This window comes from uncultured Allobosea sp., from assembly GCF_945957345.1.
In the GTDB taxonomy this organism is placed as follows: Bacteria; Pseudomonadota; Alphaproteobacteria; order Rhizobiales; family Beijerinckiaceae; genus Allobosea.
The window spans coordinates 1-17427 of record NZ_CAMFKW010000071.1 but is presented as its reverse complement, the minus strand read 5'-3'; the positions used below and the strand labels follow the sequence as shown (position 1 = coordinate 17427).

At 65.9% G+C, this 17427-nt stretch carries 17 protein-coding genes and 1 tRNA gene; 15 read left to right on the top strand and 3 right to left on the bottom strand.

Annotation, left to right across the window (positions count from 1 at the left end):
- Positions 1-61: 61 nt before the first annotated feature.
- Entirely contained in the window at positions 62-229 is a 168-nt protein-coding gene (locus Q0Q36_RS23210; protein WP_293801886.1) for a hypothetical protein, read from the bottom strand.
- 311 nt (positions 230-540) lie between these two features.
- On the opposite strand from Q0Q36_RS23210, the gene Q0Q36_RS23205 reads away from it, so the two are divergent.
- From Q0Q36_RS23205 to Q0Q36_RS23155, 11 genes are all read left to right on the top strand, one after another.
- The gene (locus tag Q0Q36_RS23205) at positions 541-825 is read left to right on the top strand and encodes a hypothetical protein (protein WP_293801884.1); all 285 of its coding nucleotides are present in this window, start codon (positions 541-543) and stop codon (positions 823-825) included.
- Positions 826-913: 88 nt separating this feature from the next.
- Positions 914-988: transfer RNA gene (locus tag Q0Q36_RS23200), tRNA-Lys, on the top strand.
- Positions 989-1085: 97 nt separating this feature from the next.
- Entirely contained in the window at positions 1086-1397 is a 312-nt protein-coding gene (locus Q0Q36_RS23195) for a septum formation initiator family protein (RefSeq protein ID WP_293801882.1), read from the top strand.
- A 275-nt stretch (positions 1398-1672) separates the two neighbouring features.
- Positions 1673-2770 (top strand): pyruvate dehydrogenase (acetyl-transferring) E1 component subunit alpha, encoded by a 1098-nt coding sequence (gene pdhA, locus Q0Q36_RS23190; RefSeq protein ID WP_293801880.1) that lies wholly within the window; start codon positions 1673-1675, stop codon positions 2768-2770.
- Positions 2771-2829: 59 nt separating this feature from the next.
- On the top strand, positions 2830-4230 hold the full coding sequence (locus tag Q0Q36_RS23185) for a pyruvate dehydrogenase complex E1 component subunit beta (RefSeq protein WP_293801878.1): 1401 nt from the start codon (positions 2830-2832) through the stop codon (positions 4228-4230).
- A gap of 14 nt (positions 4231-4244) precedes the next feature.
- A complete protein-coding gene (locus Q0Q36_RS23180) occupies positions 4245-5597 on the top strand; it encodes a pyruvate dehydrogenase complex dihydrolipoamide acetyltransferase (RefSeq protein WP_293801877.1) in 1353 nt (450 codons plus the stop codon).
- A gap of 17 nt (positions 5598-5614) precedes the next feature.
- A complete protein-coding gene (gene lpdA, locus Q0Q36_RS23175) occupies positions 5615-7054 on the top strand; it encodes a dihydrolipoyl dehydrogenase (RefSeq protein WP_293801875.1) in 1440 nt (479 codons plus the stop codon).
- Positions 7055-7302: 248 nt separating this feature from the next.
- Positions 7303-7641 (top strand): GlsB/YeaQ/YmgE family stress response membrane protein, encoded by a 339-nt coding sequence (locus Q0Q36_RS23170; protein ID WP_293801873.1) that lies wholly within the window; start codon positions 7303-7305, stop codon positions 7639-7641.
- A gap of 81 nt (positions 7642-7722) precedes the next feature.
- Positions 7723-8001, top strand: a complete 279-nt coding sequence (locus tag Q0Q36_RS23165) for a GlsB/YeaQ/YmgE family stress response membrane protein (RefSeq protein ID WP_293801871.1) — start codon at positions 7723-7725, stop codon at positions 7999-8001.
- Between the two features lie 100 nt (positions 8002-8101).
- On the top strand, positions 8102-9115 hold the full coding sequence (gene lipA / locus Q0Q36_RS23160) for a lipoyl synthase (protein ID WP_293801869.1): 1014 nt from the start codon (positions 8102-8104) through the stop codon (positions 9113-9115).
- Between the two features lie 15 nt (positions 9116-9130).
- Positions 9131-9604, top strand: coding sequence for a type II toxin-antitoxin system RatA family toxin (locus tag Q0Q36_RS23155; RefSeq protein WP_293801867.1), 474 nt, complete (start codon positions 9131-9133; stop codon positions 9602-9604).
- On the opposite strand, the gene Q0Q36_RS23150 is transcribed toward Q0Q36_RS23155, so the two are convergent.
- Together Q0Q36_RS23150 and Q0Q36_RS23145 are read right to left on the bottom strand one after the other, a co-directional pair.
- Entirely contained in the window at positions 9605-10102 is a 498-nt protein-coding gene (locus Q0Q36_RS23150; protein WP_293801865.1) for a CinA family protein, read from the bottom strand. It lies immediately after the preceding gene.
- Between the two features lie 3 nt (positions 10103-10105).
- Positions 10106-11311, bottom strand: coding sequence for a bifunctional 2-C-methyl-D-erythritol 4-phosphate cytidylyltransferase/2-C-methyl-D-erythritol 2,4-cyclodiphosphate synthase (locus tag Q0Q36_RS23145; protein WP_293801863.1), 1206 nt, complete (start codon positions 11309-11311; stop codon positions 10106-10108).
- A 178-nt stretch (positions 11312-11489) separates the two neighbouring features.
- Here Q0Q36_RS23145 and dusB point away from each other — a divergent pair, with 178 nt between their 5' ends.
- The 4 genes from dusB to Q0Q36_RS23125 form a co-directional block, all read left to right on the top strand.
- On the top strand, positions 11490-12479 hold the full coding sequence (dusB, locus tag Q0Q36_RS23140) for a tRNA dihydrouridine synthase DusB (protein ID WP_293801861.1): 990 nt from the start codon (positions 11490-11492) through the stop codon (positions 12477-12479).
- Between the two features lie 108 nt (positions 12480-12587).
- Positions 12588-13640, top strand: coding sequence for an ATP-binding protein (locus Q0Q36_RS23135; protein ID WP_293801888.1), 1053 nt, complete (start codon positions 12588-12590; stop codon positions 13638-13640).
- Positions 13641-13656: 16 nt separating this feature from the next.
- A complete protein-coding gene (gene ntrC / locus Q0Q36_RS23130; RefSeq protein WP_265059476.1) occupies positions 13657-15111 on the top strand; it encodes a nitrogen regulation protein NR(I) in 1455 nt (484 codons plus the stop codon).
- Positions 15112-15233: 122 nt separating this feature from the next.
- The coding region (locus tag Q0Q36_RS23125; RefSeq protein ID WP_293801858.1) for a PAS domain-containing sensor histidine kinase at positions 15234-17427 on the top strand (2194 nt) is incomplete at its 3' end.

Here is a 17427-nt window from a genome sequence, read left to right as displayed (position 1 = left end):
TGCGAAATATCACGATTACGACAGCGAAATCAGCGACTTACTTGGAGAATGTGGGCTCCCGTCAGTCGTCGGCCTCGTCGCGCCGCAACTCGAAGGCCAGCATGGCCTCCGCCAGCGCATGCAGCTCGCGCTCCTTCTCGGTGCTGTCTGGCGTTGCGTTCAGCTCTTCCACCCGTTGCTGCGCGCGGTCGTAGTCTTCCTCGGTATGGATCACGATGGGAAGCTTCACGGTCGTGTTCTCCTTGGCAGCGAAGCGGGGCGCGCTCGGATGGGCAAGCCGGCCATATCGTCCTTTCGGGACGATCGGACGACGGTCGGCGTCGAACCGAACGCCTCTCGACCATGGCGGGTTCCTCTCCGGTCGGCACCTCGCTGCCGATACTCGGTGCGTGGGGCGATTTGCACAACGCCTTTGATACGCGGCCGTAGCCGGCGCAAGCGGGGCCATCGTCAGCAGCTGGATTCGACTTAAGCCTTCAGCAAGATGACGGCTGGCATCATGAATGTTCTTCAGTTACGTGCAAGGTGTCGGAAGGGCGGATGATGCGTGGTTTTGTGATTCCGGCCTGCCTGGCGACGGCGATGGTCGCCACCGCCTGCGGACCGGCATCGGCGTTCTGGCAGCGTTCGCAGGTTTCAGCCTGCTCGGACGCCACGAGTAACGCGGAACGCGAGCGCCTGCGCTGCTGGGAGCTCAACGCCTATGCCGATCCGGGCTGGCCCGCGCTTGGCAGGACAGGGGGCGCCTATCTGCTGCCCGCGCCGCCGGTTGCTCCTCATGGACGCGGGTACAAGGGTGGCGGCGTAACCCGGCGGCTCGGTTGAAAGATGTGAGGAAGAGGCGCCGTTGCGGCCAATCTTCACGGAACGAGTTGACCGGCGTCGCTCGGCTCCGTATTCAGCGGCCCGGTGAGGGCGGGTAGCTCAGTGGTAGAGCACGTGACTTTTAATCATGTGGTCGAGGGTTCGATCCCCTCCCCGCTCACCACGCCCAGCCATGATACACGCGGCTTTTATGGCATCGCCCCTCGGCTTCATCAGGGTGCGTTAACTCGTCGGAAACCAAACCGGCCTAGCGTTTCGCCATGGTTATTCGCCGCGGTCTTCGGTCGATCTTCGTGACATTGGCTCTCTACCTCGTGTCGGGGGCGGCGGTGAGCTATTTCATGTTCCATGCTCAGCACGGGGCGCGCGGTCTCGAGGCGCGCGGTGCGATCCGGGAGTCGCTGCGCGATATGGAGGGCGAGCTTGCCGCCCTCGCCACGGAGCGCAAGTCCTGGGAGCAGAAACTCGCCCTGGTGCGCAACGAATCCGTTGATCGCGACCTCCTGGAAGAGAACGCTCGCGAAATCCTCGGCCGGACGCACAAGAACGACGTCGTCATCATGGGGCGCTGAGCTTCGGTTCCCGCCTGCGCCTACGGGCCGGGACGGTGGCGAGCTTCGCCGTTTCGGCGTGGAGCCTTCGTCAAAGGCAAGTTCCAGCTTTCGGTTCGCGTGTTCCAAAAGCCGCTACGCTTAGTCCCAGACGTATCAATTAACTTGAATTCAGTTAATAGCTCTCGGCCCTTGTTTTTCAATGGGTTGGGTCATGTTGCATTGCGAGATAGCGTGCTCGCCAAGGTTTTTCCGATCCTCTACAACATTAGTTGGATGACCTTGGAGGACCGCCTATGGCTGTTGCTGCGCGTAAGTCGAAAGCTCCCGCTCAACCCAAAGCCGCTGCAAAGCCGGCGAAAGCCCGTGCGGCCAAGGAAGGCGCCGGCAAGGTCGCGGGAGTCCTCAGCAACACACCGACCTTCACCAAGGAAGAAGACCTCCACGCCTATCGCGAGATGCTGCTGATCCGGCGCTTCGAGGAGAAGGCCGGCCAGATGTACGGCATGGGCCTGATCGGCGGCTTCTGCCATCTCTATATCGGCCAGGAAGCCGTCGTGATCGGCATGCAGATGGCCTCCAAGGATGGCGATCAGGTCATCACCGGCTATCGCGACCACGGCCATATGCTGGCCTGCGGCATGGAATCGCGCGGCGTGATGGCGGAATTGACCGGCCGGCGCGGCGGTTATTCGCGCGGCAAGGGCGGCTCGATGCACATGTTCAGCCGCGAGAAGAATTTCTATGGCGGCCACGGCATCGTCGGCGGGCAGGTGTCGCTCGGCACCGGCCTCGCCTTCGCCGACTGGTATCGCGACGACAAGACCGTATCGCTGACCTATTTCGGCGACGGCGCGGCCAATCAGGGCCAGGTCTACGAGAGCTTCAACATGGCAGAGCTCTGGAAGCTGCCGGTCGTGTTCATCATCGAGAACAACCGCTACGCCATGGGCACCTCGGTCAACCGTGCTTCGGCCCAGACCGATTTCTCCCGCCGCGGCGTCTCCTTCAACATTCCCGGCGAGCAGGTCGACGGCATGGATGTCCGCGCCGTGCGCGAGGCGGCGCTTCGCGCGATCGAGCATGCCCGCTCCGGCAAGGGGCCGTATATCCTGGAGATGCAGACCTATCGCTATCGCGGGCATTCGATGTCCGACCCGGCGAAGTATCGCTCCAAGGACGAGGTCCAGCGCATGCGCGAGGAGCACGATCCGATCGAGCAGGTCAGGGCGCGCCTCGTCCGCGACTTCAAGATCGGCGAGGACGAACTCAAGGCGATCGACGCCAAGGTGCGCGAGATCGTCAACGATGCCGCCGAGTTCGCGACCCACGATCCCGAGCCGGATCCGTCGGAGCTCTACACCGACATCCTGCTGGAAGCCCCGCGGAGCTGATCGCTCCGCGCTTGCCGGCCTTCATCCTTTTCCCCGCGTCTTAGAATCCGGGTGCGTTCATGCCGATCGACATTCTCATGCCTGCGCTTTCTCCCACCATGGAGGAAGGAAAACTGGCCAAGTGGCTGAAGAAAGAGGGCGATCAAGTCAAGGCCGGCGATATCATCGCCGAGATCGAGACCGACAAGGCGACCATGGAGGTCGAGGCGGTCGACGAGGGCGTGCTCGCCAAGATCCTCGTCGCCGACGGCACCGAGAACGTCGCGGTGAACACGCCGATCGCCGTCATCGCCGCCGAGGGCGAGGATGTTGCGGCTGCGGCCAGCGGCGCCGGCAAGGCGGCTGCTCCGGAAGCCAAGGCGGCGCCTGCGCCGGCCCCCGCTGACGAGGCCGCTCCGGCTGCCGCTGCCCCGGCCGCCAGCGTTCCCGCCCAGGCCAAGGCCTATGATTCCTCCTCGGAATTCCCGGCCGGCGCAGAGATCGTCAGCACCACGGTCCGCGAAGCGCTGCGCGACGCGATGGCCGAGGAGATGCGCCGCGACAAGGACGTCTTCGTCATGGGCGAAGAGGTCGCCGAGTACCAGGGCGCCTACAAGGTCACGCAAGGGCTGCTGCAGGAATTCGGAGCCAAGCGCGTCATCGACACCCCGATCACCGAGCATGGCTTCGCCGGCATCGGCGTCGGCGCGGCGCTCTCCGGCCTGAAGCCGATCGTCGAGTTCATGACCTTCAACTTTGCCATGCAGGCGATCGACCACCTCATCAACTCCGCCGCCAAGACGCTCTACATGTCCGGCGGCCAGATGGGCTGCCCCATCGTGTTCCGTGGCCCCAACGGCGCGGCGGCCCGCGTCGGCGCCCAGCACAGCCATGATTATGCGGCGTGGTACTCGAACGTGCCCGGCCTCAAGGTGGTGATGCCCTATAGCGCCTCCGACGCGAAGGGCCTGCTGAAGAGCGCGATCCGCGATCCGAACCCAGTGATCTTCCTCGAGAACGAGATCATGTACGGCAAGTCCTTCGACGTGCCGAAGGGCGACGACTTCCTGATCCCGATCGGCAAGGCGAAGGTGGTGCGTCCCGGCAAGGACGTGACGATCGTCTCCTTCGGCATCGGCATGACCTATGCGCTCGGCGCCGCCGAGGCGCTGGCCAAGGAGGGCATCGAGGCCGAGGTCATCGACCTGCGCACCATCCGTCCGATGGATATCGAGACGGTCATCGCCTCGGTGCAGAAGACCAATCGCTGCGTCGCGGTCGAGGAGGGCTTCCCGCAGTCCGGCGTCACCGCCGAGATCGGCATGAAGATCATGGAGGCGGCCTTCGACTATCTCGACGCGCCCGTCGCCCGTGTCACCGGCAAGGACGTGCCGATGCCCTATGCGGCGAACCTCGAGAAGCTCGCGCTTCCCAACATCGGCGAGGTCGTCGCGGCGGCCAAGGCCGTCTGCTATCGCTGAGAGGGGGCTGACCGATGCCGACGAACATCCTGATGCCCGCACTCTCTCCGACCATGGAGAAGGGCAATCTCGCCAAGTGGCTGAAGAAGGAAGGCGATACGATCAAGTCCGGCGACATCATCGCCGAAATCGAGACCGACAAGGCCACGATGGAGGTCGAGGCGGTCGACGAGGGCGTGCTCGCCAAGATCCTGGTGCCGGAAGGCACGGCCGATGTCGCGGTCAACGAGGTGATCGGCGTGATCGCCGGCGAGGGCGAGGACGCCAAGAGTGTCTCCGCTCCTGCGGCCGGTGGGGCTGCGCCTGCCAAGGCCGAGGCGCCCAAGAGCGACGCGCCGAAAGCTGAGGCTCCGGCCGCTGCCGCGGCTCCTGCGCCGGCTGCAACCGCGCCCGCGGCGGCTCCGGCTTCCGCTGGCGGCAGCCGTGCCTTCGCCTCGCCGCTCGCCCGCCGCATCGCCAAGGATGCCGGGCTCGACCTCTCGGCCATCAAGGGCTCCGGCCCGCATGGCCGCATCGTCGAGAAGGATGTCGAGGCTGCCAAGAAGGGCGGCGGTGCCAAGGCTGCCCCGGCTGCCGCTTCCGCCGGGGCTCCGGCTGCCAAGCCTGCCGCCGCGCCGCTCGCGAGCGGTCCCTCGGACGAACAGGTCAAGAAGCTGTTCGAACCGGGCTCCTACGAGGAGGTCCCGCACGACGGCATGCGCAAGACGATTGCGCGCCGCCTGACCGAGGCCAAGCAGACGGTTCCGCATTTCTACGTCACCGTGGATTGCGAGCTCGACGCGCTGCTGAAGCTGCGCGGGGAGCTCAACGCCGCGGCGCCCGAGAAGGACGGCAAGCCGGCCTACAAGCTCTCGGTCAACGACATGGTCATCAAGGCGCTGGCACTGGCGCTCAAGGCCGTGCCGGATGCCAACGTGTCCTGGACCGACAACGCCATGCTCAAGCACAAGCATGCCGATGTCGGCGTCGCCGTCTCGATCCCCGGCGGCCTGATCACGCCGATCATTCGCGATGCCTGCCACAAGAGCCTGTCGCAGATCTCCAACGAGATGAAGGACATGGCGGCCCGCGCCAAGGCCCGCAAGCTGAAGCCCGAGGAGTATCAGGGCGGCACGACGGCGGTCTCCAATCTCGGCATGTTCGGGGTCAAGGACTTCGCCGCGATCGTCAATCCGCCGCATGCGACGATCCTGGCGGTCGGCGCCGGCGAGCAGCGCGTCATCGTCAAGGGCGGCCAGCCGGCCGTCGCCACGGTGATGTCGGTGACGCTCTCGACCGACCACCGCGCCGTCGACGGCGCGCTCGGCGCCGAGCTTCTCGCGGCCTTCAAGGGCTATATCGAAAAGCCCATGGCGATGCTGGTCTGAGCGGCGGGAGAGAGACCATGGCTGACTACGACATCATCGTCATCGGCTCCGGCCCCGGCGGCTATATCGCCGCAATCCGGGCCGCGCAGCTCGGCTTCAAGACCGCGATCGTCGAGCGCGAGCATCTCGCCGGCATCTGCTCGAACTGGGGCTGCATCCCGACCAAGGCGCTGCTGCGCTCGGCCGAGATCCTGCATTACGGCCAGCACGCCAAGGATTATGGCCTGACGCTGGAGGGCTCGTTCAAGGCCGATCTGGAAGCCATCGTGAAGCGTTCGCGCGGCATCGCCACGCGGATGAACAACGGCGTCCAGTTCTTGATGAAGAAGAACAAGGTTGACGTGATCTGGGGCGAGGCCAAGCTGACCAAGCCTGGCACGATCACGGTCGCGCCGACCAAGAAGCCGGCGATGCAGCCGCAGACGCCGCCGCCCAAGAACGCCAAGGGCGAGGGCACCTACACCGCCGACCACGTCATCGTCGCGACGGGCGCCCGGCCGCGCGCGCTGCCCGGCATCGAGCCGGACGGCAAGCTGATCTGGACCTATTTCGAGTCGATGGTTCCGGCGAAGATGCCGAAATCGCTGCTCGTGATGGGCTCCGGCGCCATCGGCATCGAGTTCGCCTCGTTCTACCGGACGATGGGCGTCGAGGTGACCGTGGTCGAGGTGCTGCCGCAGGTCGTGCCGGTCGAGGATGCCGAGATCGGCGCCTTCGCCCGCAAGGCCTTCGAGAAGCAGGGCATGAAGATCATCACCAGCGCCAAGGTGACGAAGGTCGAGAAGGGTGCGGACTCCGTCACCGCCCATATCGAGGACGAGAAGGGCGGCAAGCAGACGATCACGGCGGACCGGATGATCTCGGCCGTCGGCGTCGTCGGCAATATCGAGAATCTCGGCCTCGAAGCGCTCGGCGTGAAGACCGATCGCGGCTGCATCGTCATCGACGATCTCGGCCGGACCAACGTCAAGGGTGTCTATGCGATCGGCGACGTCGCCGGCCCGCCGATGCTGGCCCACAAGGCCGAGCATGAGGCGGTGATCTGTGTCGAGGCGATCAAGGGCCTGCATCCGCATCCGATGGACAAGCTGATGATCCCGGGCTGCACCTATTGCCACCCGCAGATCGCCAGCGTCGGCCTGACCGAGGCGAAGGCCAAGGCCGCCGGCCACGAGATCAAGGTCGGCCGCTTCAACTTCGTCGCCAACGGCAAGGCCGTGGCGCTCGGCGAGGATAGCGGCATGGCCAAGACGATCTTCGACGCCAAGACCGGCAAGCTCCTCGGCGCCCATCTCGTTGGTCCGGAAGTGACCGAGCTGATCCAGGGCTTCGTCGTCGCCATGAACCTGGAGACGACCGAGGAAGAGTTGATGCACACGATCTTCCCGCATCCGACCCTGTCGGAGGTGATGAAGGAGAGCGTGCTCGACGCTTACGGCAAGGTCTTGAACGCCTGAGGGTTCCTCTTCGGGCGCCGGTTTGGAGCCGCACACTTGCCATTCCGGGGGCGCGCCATAGGCGCGAACCCGGAACCCACGACCGAGTCGGACATCAGGTGTTCGGTTGTGAGCGTTCACCCGGACGTGGGTTCCGGGTTCCTCGCTGAGCGAGGCCCCGGAATGACAGGGCGGTTCGCCCGCGAATGATGGCGGATGGCCGGCGGCGCGAGCTTGGCGCCAGCTCTCCCGCGCTCCATATTGCGCCGATGCCGCCACGCACCCGCAAATCCGCCAAACCCGATCGCATCGTCCGCGACGAGGAGATCGAGATCCTGCCGCCGCGCCGGACACTGCCGCTCGACTGGAGCGTCATCGTGCCGACCGTGGCCTTCGGCACTGTCACCGGTTTCGCTGCGAGCCTTGTCGTCGGTGGCGGCGGCGTCATCCGCCATGCGGTCGTCGGTGTGCTCGGCATGCTGGTCGGGCAAGGCATCGTGCGCCTGACGGGCTGGCGCCTGAACACCGGCTACAGCTTCCTCGACGATGCCGGCATGGCGGTCATCGGCGCGATCCTCGTCATCCTGCTGGCACGTTTCATCGCCTGAGATAGCATCGCGCGTGAAACCGGCCTTGGCCGGGACCGTTGGTTGCCCGCGCATTCGCGCATGTTGAGGGGGATATCCACGATGGAAAGCTTTGCCGCCACCATGGCCCAGCCGGGCTATGGCTTCTTCATGACGCTGTTGATCGGTCTGCTTGCCGGCTGGATCGCCGAGCGCCTGACCTCATCGGACCATGGTCTCTTCACCAACATGCTCGTTGGCGTCGCCGGCTCCTTCGTCGGTGCCAAGGTCGCGGAGCTGTTGGAAATCCCGGTCTTTGGCTTCTGGCGGACATTGACCGCGGCGGTCGCCGGCGCCGTCATCGTCATCGTGATCTGGAACGCGGCCCGCGGTCGCAGGTAAGGCTCTCTTGCCGGGGCCGGGAGTTGCGGCAGAGCGCTTTGGGCATTAGCTAGAAGGAGCCGGCTTGGCCGGCTCCTTCTGTGGAAGCCCGGACCTTGTTATGGCGCTTGTTCTCGACCTGCTGAACCGCGACCCGCGGCCCAATGCCGGCAATCCGAAGGCGCAAGCCGCGGATGTTCGCCATCCCGAGAAGCAGAAGCGGCCGGAGAACCCGGTGCTGCGCAAGCCGGACTGGATCCGCGTCAAGGCGCCGGGCTCGCCGAAATGGGCCGAGACCAAGGCTATCGTGAAGGCCGAGAAGCTGGTCACGGTCTGCGAGGAAGCCGGCTGTCCGAATATCGGCGAGTGCTGGGAAAAGAAGCACGCCACCTTCATGATCATGGGCGACACTTGCACGCGGGCCTGCGCCTTCTGCAACGTGAAGACCGGCGTGCCACAGCCGCTCGACCTCGAGGAGCCGCGCAAGGTCGCGGAGGCCGTCGCGAAGCTCGGGCTCGAGCATGTCGTGATCACCTCGGTCGATCGCGACGACCTCAAGGATGGCGGCGCCGAGCATTTCGCCAATGTGATCCACGCGATCCGCAAGGCTTCGCCCGGCACCACGATCGAGATCCTGACCCCGGACTTCCTGCGCAAGCCCGGCGCGCTCGAAGTGGTCGTGGCGGCTCGCCCCGACGTCTTCAACCACAATCTCGAAACCGTGCCGGGCAAGTACCTGAAGGTGCGCCCCGGCGCGCGCTATTTCCATTCGCTGCGCCTGTTGCAGCGGGTGAAGGAGCTCGATCCGACCATCTTCACCAAGTCCGGCATCATGGTCGGGCTTGGCGAGGAGCGGAACGAAGTGCTCCAGCTGATGGACGACCTGCGCTCGGCCGAGGTCGATTTCATGACGATCGGCCAGTATCTCGCGCCGTCGCGCAAGCATCACGCCGTGATCCGCTTCGTCACGCCGGACGAGTTCAAGAGCTTCGAGACCATCGCCTATGCCAAGGGCTTCCTGATGGTGTCCTCGACGCCGCTGACCCGCTCCTCGCATCATGCCGGCGAGGATTTCGCCCGGTTGCGGGCCGCGCGCGATGCCCAGATCGGTATCGGCCACAATCGCCGCGGCTGAGAAGGCCCATTCTCGATGCCGATGTTCAACAGCACCCGCCGGGTGAGGCACTCGCCCGAGCAGATGTTCGCGCTCGTCGCCGATGTGGAGAAATACCCGCAGTTCCTGCCGCTCTGCGAAGGGCTGACAGTGCGGCGGCGCACGCCGCGCGAGGGCGGCGGCGAGGTGCTGCTGGCCGATATGAGCGTCGGCTACAAGGCGATCCGTGAGACCTTCACCAGCCGGGTCACGCTCGATCCGGCCAATCTCAAGATCCTCGTCGAATATGTCGACGGGCCGTTCCGTTATCTGGAGAACCGCTGGACCTTCAAGCCGCATGAGGCGGGCTGCGAGGTCGGGTTCTTCATCTCCTACGAATTCGCCAGCCGGATGCTCGGCCTGCTGATGGGCGCGATGTTCGACAAGGCCTTCCGGAAGTTCGCTGAAGCCTTCGAGAAGCGGGCCGAGCTGGTCTATGGGCGGGGTGCGGCGCCGGCGATCGGCGCCTGATCAGAGGCCGGTCAGCACCATCTCGCGCAGCAGATCGAGCGCCTCCAGCACGCTGAGCCGCCGGATCTCGTCGCGCGACAGTTCGCCGAAGCGGCGCTCGCGATGGTGCGTACCGGAAGGGCCGGCGCAGGCGAAATGGACCAGGCCGACCGGCTTCTCGATGCTGCCGCCTCCAGGGCCGGCGACACCGGTGATCGAGGCCGAGAAGGTGGCGTCGAGACGCTTCCGCCCGCCTTCCGCCATGGCGCGCGCCACCGGCTCGCTGACGGCACCATGCTGCTTGATCAATGCCATGGGGACATCGGCGAGCGCGGCCTTTGCCTCGTTGGAATAGGTGATCAGGCCGCCCTGGACCATCGAGGACGAGCCAGCGATGGCGGTGAGCGCGCCCCCGACGAGGCCGCCGGTGCAGGATTCGACCGTCGCGACGGTGAAGCCGCGCTCCAGGCTCATTTCCAACAATTCGGCAGCGAGCGAGCGGATGTCGGAGTCGAACACGGGCTAGTCCTCCTCTGGCAGGCGGATGGTCGCTGTCGCAAATGCGACGAGGCCTTCACGCCGGCCCGTAAAGCCCATGCGCTCGGAGGTCGTCGCCTTGATCGCGACCTTGCCCAACGAGATGCCGGCGATCGCCGCGATCTCGGCGCGGATGGCCTCGCGATGCGGGCCGACCTTCGGAGCCTCGCAGACGACGGTGAGATCGAGGAAATCAATGCGTCCGCCGCGCTCGCGGACGCGTGCCGCGGCGAAGGCGAGGAACTGTGCTGAAGCCGCACCGCGCCATTGCGGGTCGCTCGGCGGGAAATGCGTGCCGATATCGCCGTCGGCAAGAGCGCCGAGCAGGGCGTCGGTCAAGGCATGGAGGGCGACGTCGCCGTCGGAGTGGGCGATGACGCCCTGATCGTGCCCGATTCTGACGCCGCCGAGCCAGACATGGTCGCCGGGGCCGAAGGCGTGGACGTCGTATCCGGTGCCGACCCGAGTCACGAGCGCCTTGCCCGGGTGCGCTGCGGCCCGCAGGAAATCGGCTGCATGGGTCAGCTTCACATTGGCCGGGTCGCCGTGGAAGGTCGCGACTGGGTGTCCGGCCCATTCCATCAGGGCGGCGTCGTCGGTGAAGCCGTGCAGCAGAGCCGCTTCCGCCGCCTCATGGGCGTCCAGCAACGGCTTGAAACGGAAGGCTTGCGGCGTCTGGACGGTAACGAGCTGGTCGCGCGGCGGCGTCTCGGCGACATGGCCGTCGGCGCTGGTGCGCTTCACCGTATCGGTCACTGGCAAGGCGGGAATCGCGGCGATGGCCCCGGCGCCGAGCCGGTGGATCGCCGCGCTGATCTGGGCGCGTGAGACGAAGGGCCGCGCCGCGTCATGAACCAGGACGATGCCGTCGAAGCCCTCGCTGGCAAGCGCAAGCAAGCCGCGCCGCACCGAAGACTGGCGCGTCGCGCCGCCCAGCGTCGGGGCCGCCAGCCGCGCGTTGTCGATACCGGCCATGGCATTGGCATAGCGCGCTTCGTCGCCTTCGCCGATCACGATGGCGATGCGTTCGATCGCGGGCTCTGCGAGGAAGGGCGTGAGCGCATGGGCGAGAACGGGGCGGCCATCGACCAGCCGATATTGCTTCGGCTCGCCCTCTCCAGCGCGCAGGCCCCGACCGGCCGCGACGAGCAGAGCGGCAACGGGCGGGAGCGCATCGGATTGACGGAGCACGGCGCTTGGTCCTGGTTGCAATCGGGTCATCGACGCATGCCATAGCCAATTCTGCGGCGATGGGGCAGGGGGTGCGACGCTGTTGCGTTGCAGCATGTATGCATAAGCCCTTGCGCTATTGCAGCAATGTCCAATAAATATGCATCTCGAGAAATGCCTTAAAAGCAGGCTGGACCCTTTGGACATCGCAGGTATCCCGATCGCGTCCCGCGCCTTTCTGGCGCCGATGTCCGGCGTGACCGATATCGTCATGCGCCGCCTCGCGGCCCGCAGCCATGCCGGGGTCGTCGTGTCCGAGATGGTTGCGTCCGATGAATTCGTGCGCGGCAGCGAGGAGGCGCGCATCCGTGCGGAAGGCGAGGGCGTGTCGCCGCATGTCGTGCAGCTCGCCGGCTGCGACCCGTATTGGATGGGAGAGGCGGCACGGCTGGCCGAAGCCAATGGCGCCGATATCGTGGACATCAACATGGGCTGCCCGGCCAAGAAGGTGACGGGTGGCTGGGCCGGCTCCGCGCTGATGCGCGATCTCGATCATGCCGTCGCGCTGGTCGAGGCCGCGGTTGCTGCGACAAAGGTGCCGGTGACGGTCAAGATGCGTCTCGGCTGGGACGACGCTTCGCGCAATGCGCCGGAGCTTGCCCGCCGGGCCGTTGCAGCCGGCGCGCGGATGATCACGGTTCATGGCCGCACGCGCCAGCAATTCTACAAGGGCAAGGCGGATTGGCGGGCTATCGCGGCCGTGCGCGCCGCCGGCGATTTTCCATTGGTCGCCAATGGCGACATCCATGATGCCGCGGGTGCGCGGGATAGCCTTGCTCAGTCCGGCGCCGATTTCGTGATGGTCGGTCGCGCCGCGCTCGGCCGGCCCTGGCTGGTTGGCGAGATCGGTGCTGCGCTGGATGGGCGCGCATTCCAGCCGTTGGCGCTCGCCGAGAAACTCGCGTTGGCTTGCGAGCATTACGAGGGCCTACTGGCCTTGATGGGCGTCGCGCATGGCGTGCGCCACGCCCGCAAGCACCTGGCAGCCTATGCTGATGACGCGGTTGCCGACGGCTGCGAGCCTGATGCCGAGCTACGTCGCAGCCTTCTCACGTCTGACGAACCGAGGCAGGTCCTGACAGCTCTCACCGGGCTGTTCTCGACCGATCGCAATCGCGAAGCGGCCTGACGCCGCAAGGAGCAGCCGATGACGGCGATGTTTGCCGACAAGGGGCTTGGAAGCCGCAGCACCTACCTGCTCGATCCGATCGAGGTCCAGGCGCTGACGGTTCTGCCGATGCCGGTGCTGGTGATCGGCGAGAGTCATGCCGTGCTCTACGCCAACACGGCCGCCGAGGATTTCTTTCAATCGAGTGCAGCGCTCCTCAAACGCCAGCGCATCGACGATCTCATCGCCTTCGGCTCGCCCGTGCTCGGGCTGATCGAGGAGGTGCAGCGCCGCGGCGCCAGCGTCAGCGAGTATCGCCTCGATCTCGGCACACCCCGCCTCGGAACCGATCACATCGTCGATGTCTTTGCCTCTCCCTTGCCCAGCCAGGGCGATGCGGTCGTGCTGATGCTGCAAGAACGGACAATTGCTGAAAAAATGGACAGGCAATTGACGCATCGTGGGGCAGCACGCTCGATCACCGCACTCGGCGCCATGCTCGCTCATGAGATCAAGAATCCGCTTTCCGGCATTCGGGGCGCTGCGCAATTGCTCGAAGGCTCGATCTCCGACGACGACCGGATGCTGACGCAGCTCATCTGCGACGAGACTGACCGGATCGTGAAACTGGTCGAGCGCGTCGAGTTGTTTGGCGACGATCGGCCGAGCGAGCGCGATGCGGTCAACGTCCATGACGTGCTCGACCATGTGAAGCGCCTGGCCCAGTCGGGCTTCGCCCGGCATATCCGCTTCACCGAGATCTATGATCCGTCCCTGCCGCCGGTCGCTGGGAATCGCGACCAGCTCGTCCAGGTGCTGCTTAACCTCGTCAAGAATGCCGCCGAGGCGATCGGCGAGGACGCGATCGACGGTGAGATCACGCTGACGACGGCCTATCGACCCGGCATCCGCCTGCAGGTGCCGGGCTCTTCGGAGCGCATCGCACTGCCGCTCGAAATCGCCGTGCGCGACAACGGGCCGGGCGTGCCTGCCGATCTGGTGCAGCACCTGTTCGATCCGTTCGTCACGACCAAGGCGCAGGGAAGTGGCCTTGGACTTGCACTTGTCGCCAAGGTGATCGGCGATCACGGCGGAATCGTCGAATGCGAGTCCGTTCCGCGCCGGACGCATTTCAGGATCCTCCTGCCCCTCCACCAGCTCAGGTCGGGGCAGGCAACGTAAAGGCCTCAAGCAACACATGCCGACCGGTCACATCCTCGTCGCCGACGACGACGCCGCGATCCGCACCGTCCTGAACCAGGCGCTGGCCCGGGCGGGCTACGAAGTCCGCACCACGGGCCAGGCCGCCACGCTCTGGACCTGGGCTGCCCAGGGACTGGGCGACCTGATCATCACCGACGTGGTCATGCCGGATGGGAACGCCTTCGACCTGCTGCCGCGCATCAAGCGGGTGCGGCCCGAGCTGCCGATCATCGTGATGAGCGCGCAGAACACCTTCATGACGGCGATCAAGGCCTCCGAGCGCGGCGCCTACGAATATCTGCCGAAGCCGTTCGACCTGAAGGAGCTTGTCGCCATCGTCGGGCGCGCCATGTCGCGGCCGCGCGGCGAGGCGGCGCGCGGCCATGCCGCGGAGCCGGAAGATATCCCGCTGATCGGCCGCTCGCCGGCGATGCAGGACGTCTATCGCGCGCTGGCGCGCCTGATGCCGATCGATCTCACCGTGATGATCAACGGCGAATCCGGCACTGGCAAGGAGCTGGTGGCCCGCGCACTCCACGATTACGGCAAGCGCAAGAACGGCCCCTTCGTCGCGATCAACATGGCCGCGATCCCGAAGGATCTGATCGAATCCGAACTCTTCGGCCATGAGAAGGGCGCCTTCACCGGGGCGCTGACACGCTCGTCCGGCCGCTTCGAGCAAGCGGAAGGCGGCACGCTCTTCCTCGACGAGATCGGCGACATGCCGATGGAGGCGCAGACGCGGCTGCTGCGCGTGCTCCAGCAGGGCGAATACACGACTGTCGGCGGACGCACGCCGATCAAGACCAATGTCCGCATCGTCGCCGCGACCAACAAGGATCTGCGCATCTCGATCGCGCAGGGCCTGTTCCGCGAGGACCTGTTCTTCCGGCTCAATGTCGTCCCGATCCGCCTGCCGCCCCTGCGCGAGCGCATCGAGGATATTCCGGACCTCGTCCGCCATTTCTTTTCGCTGGTCGAAAAGGAGGGACTGCCGCGCAAGCAGGTCGATTCGGAAGCGATGGACGTGATGCGCCAGTATCGCTGGCCCGGAAACGTCCGCGAGCTGGAGAATCTGGTTCGGCGCCTGGCAGCCCTTTATCCGCAGGAAACGATCACCGCGCCGATCATCGAGGCCGAGTTGCAGCCGGCGGCGGTGGGAACAGGTTTCACGAACGGCCCAGCTATCTCGCCGGAGCGGGCGGAAACGCTCTCCGGCTCCGTCGAGCGCCATCTCGGCCAGTATTTTGGCGGCTTCGGCGACAATATTCCGCCGCCGGGCCTGTATCACCGAATCCTGCGTGAGATAGAGCCGCCGTTGATCGCCGCCGCGCTGGCTGCGACGCGCGGCAACCAGATCCGTGCTGCCGAACTGCTCGGCCTCAATCGCAACACGCTGCGCAAGAAGATTCGCGAGCTCGACATGCAGGTGGTGCGCTCGCCGCGCTGAGACGGGGCGGTTTCCGCCTTGTGAATGTCATATTTTGACAACACCGTTGCGGCGGCGCATCAGTGGCGCCCCGCAGGCGTGATCGGTTCGCGATCCCTGCCATATCGGAGTTGTCGGGAAACGTGTCCGCTTCTGTCAACGAAGCCAGAATGATGCCGCGCGGCGAGGAGAAATCCCGCCGCGTCTCGGGTTGGGTCGGCGGGATCGTCGTCGCGCTGGCGCTCATCTCGGCGCTGCTGACCTTCCTCGTGCTGTCCGGGGCGACGCCGGTCGCGCCCGTGCACGAGGTGGTGGTCGGCGTGTTCGTGCTCAACGCCCTGCTGATCCTCGTGCTCATCATCACGGTGGCGATCGAGGCCGCGGTGCTGATCCGTGCCCGCAAGGCGGGAGCGGCCGCGGCGGGCCTGCATGTCCGCATCGTCGGCCTGTTCAGCATCATGGCCGCCCTGCCTGCGGTGCTCGTCGCCATCATCGCCACGATCACGATCGAACGCGGGCTGGAGCCGTGGTTCTCCGACCGGATGCGCGATGCGATCTTCAAGTCGGTCGAGGTCGCGGATGCCTACGCCGCCAGCCAGTGCCGTTCGCTCGGCCGCGAAATCCGCGTGCTGGCCGACGACCTCAGCCGGGCCAAGCCTGCCTTCGACGTCGACCGCAAGTGGTTCGACAGTTTTCTGACGTCGCGCGCGACCGCGCTCGGCCTGCCCGTCGCCGCGATCATGCAGCCGCCGGACAAGGTGATCGCGCGGGCCAATATCAACGTGCTGCGCGATCCGCCCATGCCCGACCAGGCCGCTTTCGACGACGCGAAATCCGCGCCGGAGCCGATCTGCGTCATCCCGCGGACGGGAACGGTCTTCGGTGCCGTGATGAAGCTGCCGAGCTACGACAACAGCTTTCTACATGTCGCGCGTGAGGTCGATCCGCTCGCGGTCGAGTTCCCCTCGGTCGCGCGGGGTGCAGCCGTCGAATATCTCTCGATCGATGCGCGCCGGAAGGGCGTCCAGATCGCCTTCGCCTCGATGTACGGGCTGATCGCGCTGATCCTGCTGCTTTCGGCGATCTGGCTGGGCCTGAGCTTCGCCAATGGGCTCGTTGCGCCGATTCGGCGAATGATCGATGCGACGGATCAGGTTTCAAGCGGCAATTTCTATGTCCAGGTCCCGATCCGACGATCGGAGGGCGACCTCGCCCATCTCGGCGAGACCTTCAACAAGATGACGGCGGAGCTACGCCGCCAGCGCGACAGCCTGGTCACGGCCAGCGAAGTCATCGACCGGCGCCGGCGCTTTACCGAGACGGTCCTCTCCGGTGTCTCGTCCGGCGTGCTCAGCCTCGACGGCGACGGGCATGTCACTACGATCAACCGTTCGGCCGAGAGCTTGCTGGGCACTGGCGGACGCCTGCTTGGCCGGCCGATCGCGGAGATCGCGCCGGAGGTGGCGGGTTTTGCCACGGAAGCCCTGCAGAACCGGCAGCGCCAGAGTTCCGGGCAAGTGGCATTCACGCGCGGAGGCCAGGACCGGATGGTCAATATCCGCGCTGTGCGGGAAGGTGAGGGGATCGGCGCTGGTCTCGTGGTGACGCTCGACGACATCACAGACCTCGTCTCGGCCCAGCGCACCGCCGCCTGGGCCGATGTTGCCCGCCGGATCGCGCATGAGATCAAGAATCCGCTGACGCCGATCCAGCTTTCGGCCGAGCGCATCAAGCGCCGGTTCGGGCGCGTCATCACCGAAGGGAAGGACGTCTTCGACCAGTGCACCGACACGATCGTGCGGCAGGTCGAGGATATCCGACGGATGGTCGACGAGTTCTCCTCTTTCGCGCGCATGCCGAAGCCGTCCCTTGCGCGCGAGGACATCGTCGAGACCGTCAGGCAGATCGTTTTCCTCTGGCGCGTGGGCAATCCCGAGACGACAATCGCGGAGGCGCTGCCTGAGGTGCCCGTGCCTGCACGCTTCGACCGGCGGCTGATCTCGCAGGCTCTGACCAACGTGATCAAGAACGCGACGGAAGCGATCGAGGCCGTGCCGGCCGAGGAACGTGGGCCGGGCCGCATCGACGTCCAGATGACGCGCCATAACGATGGTCGGGTCGTGATCGACATCATCGACAACGGCAAGGGCCTGCCGGCAGACCAGCGCCAGAAGCTGCTCGAGCCCTATATGACGACACGCGAAGGCGGGACGGGCTTGGGTCTCGCAATCGTCGGCAAGATCCTGGAGGACCATGGCGGTGGCATCGAACTGCTCGACCGGCCGGATGCCGCCAGCGGTGCACGGGGGGCGCGCATCCGCCTCTGGTTCCCCGAGA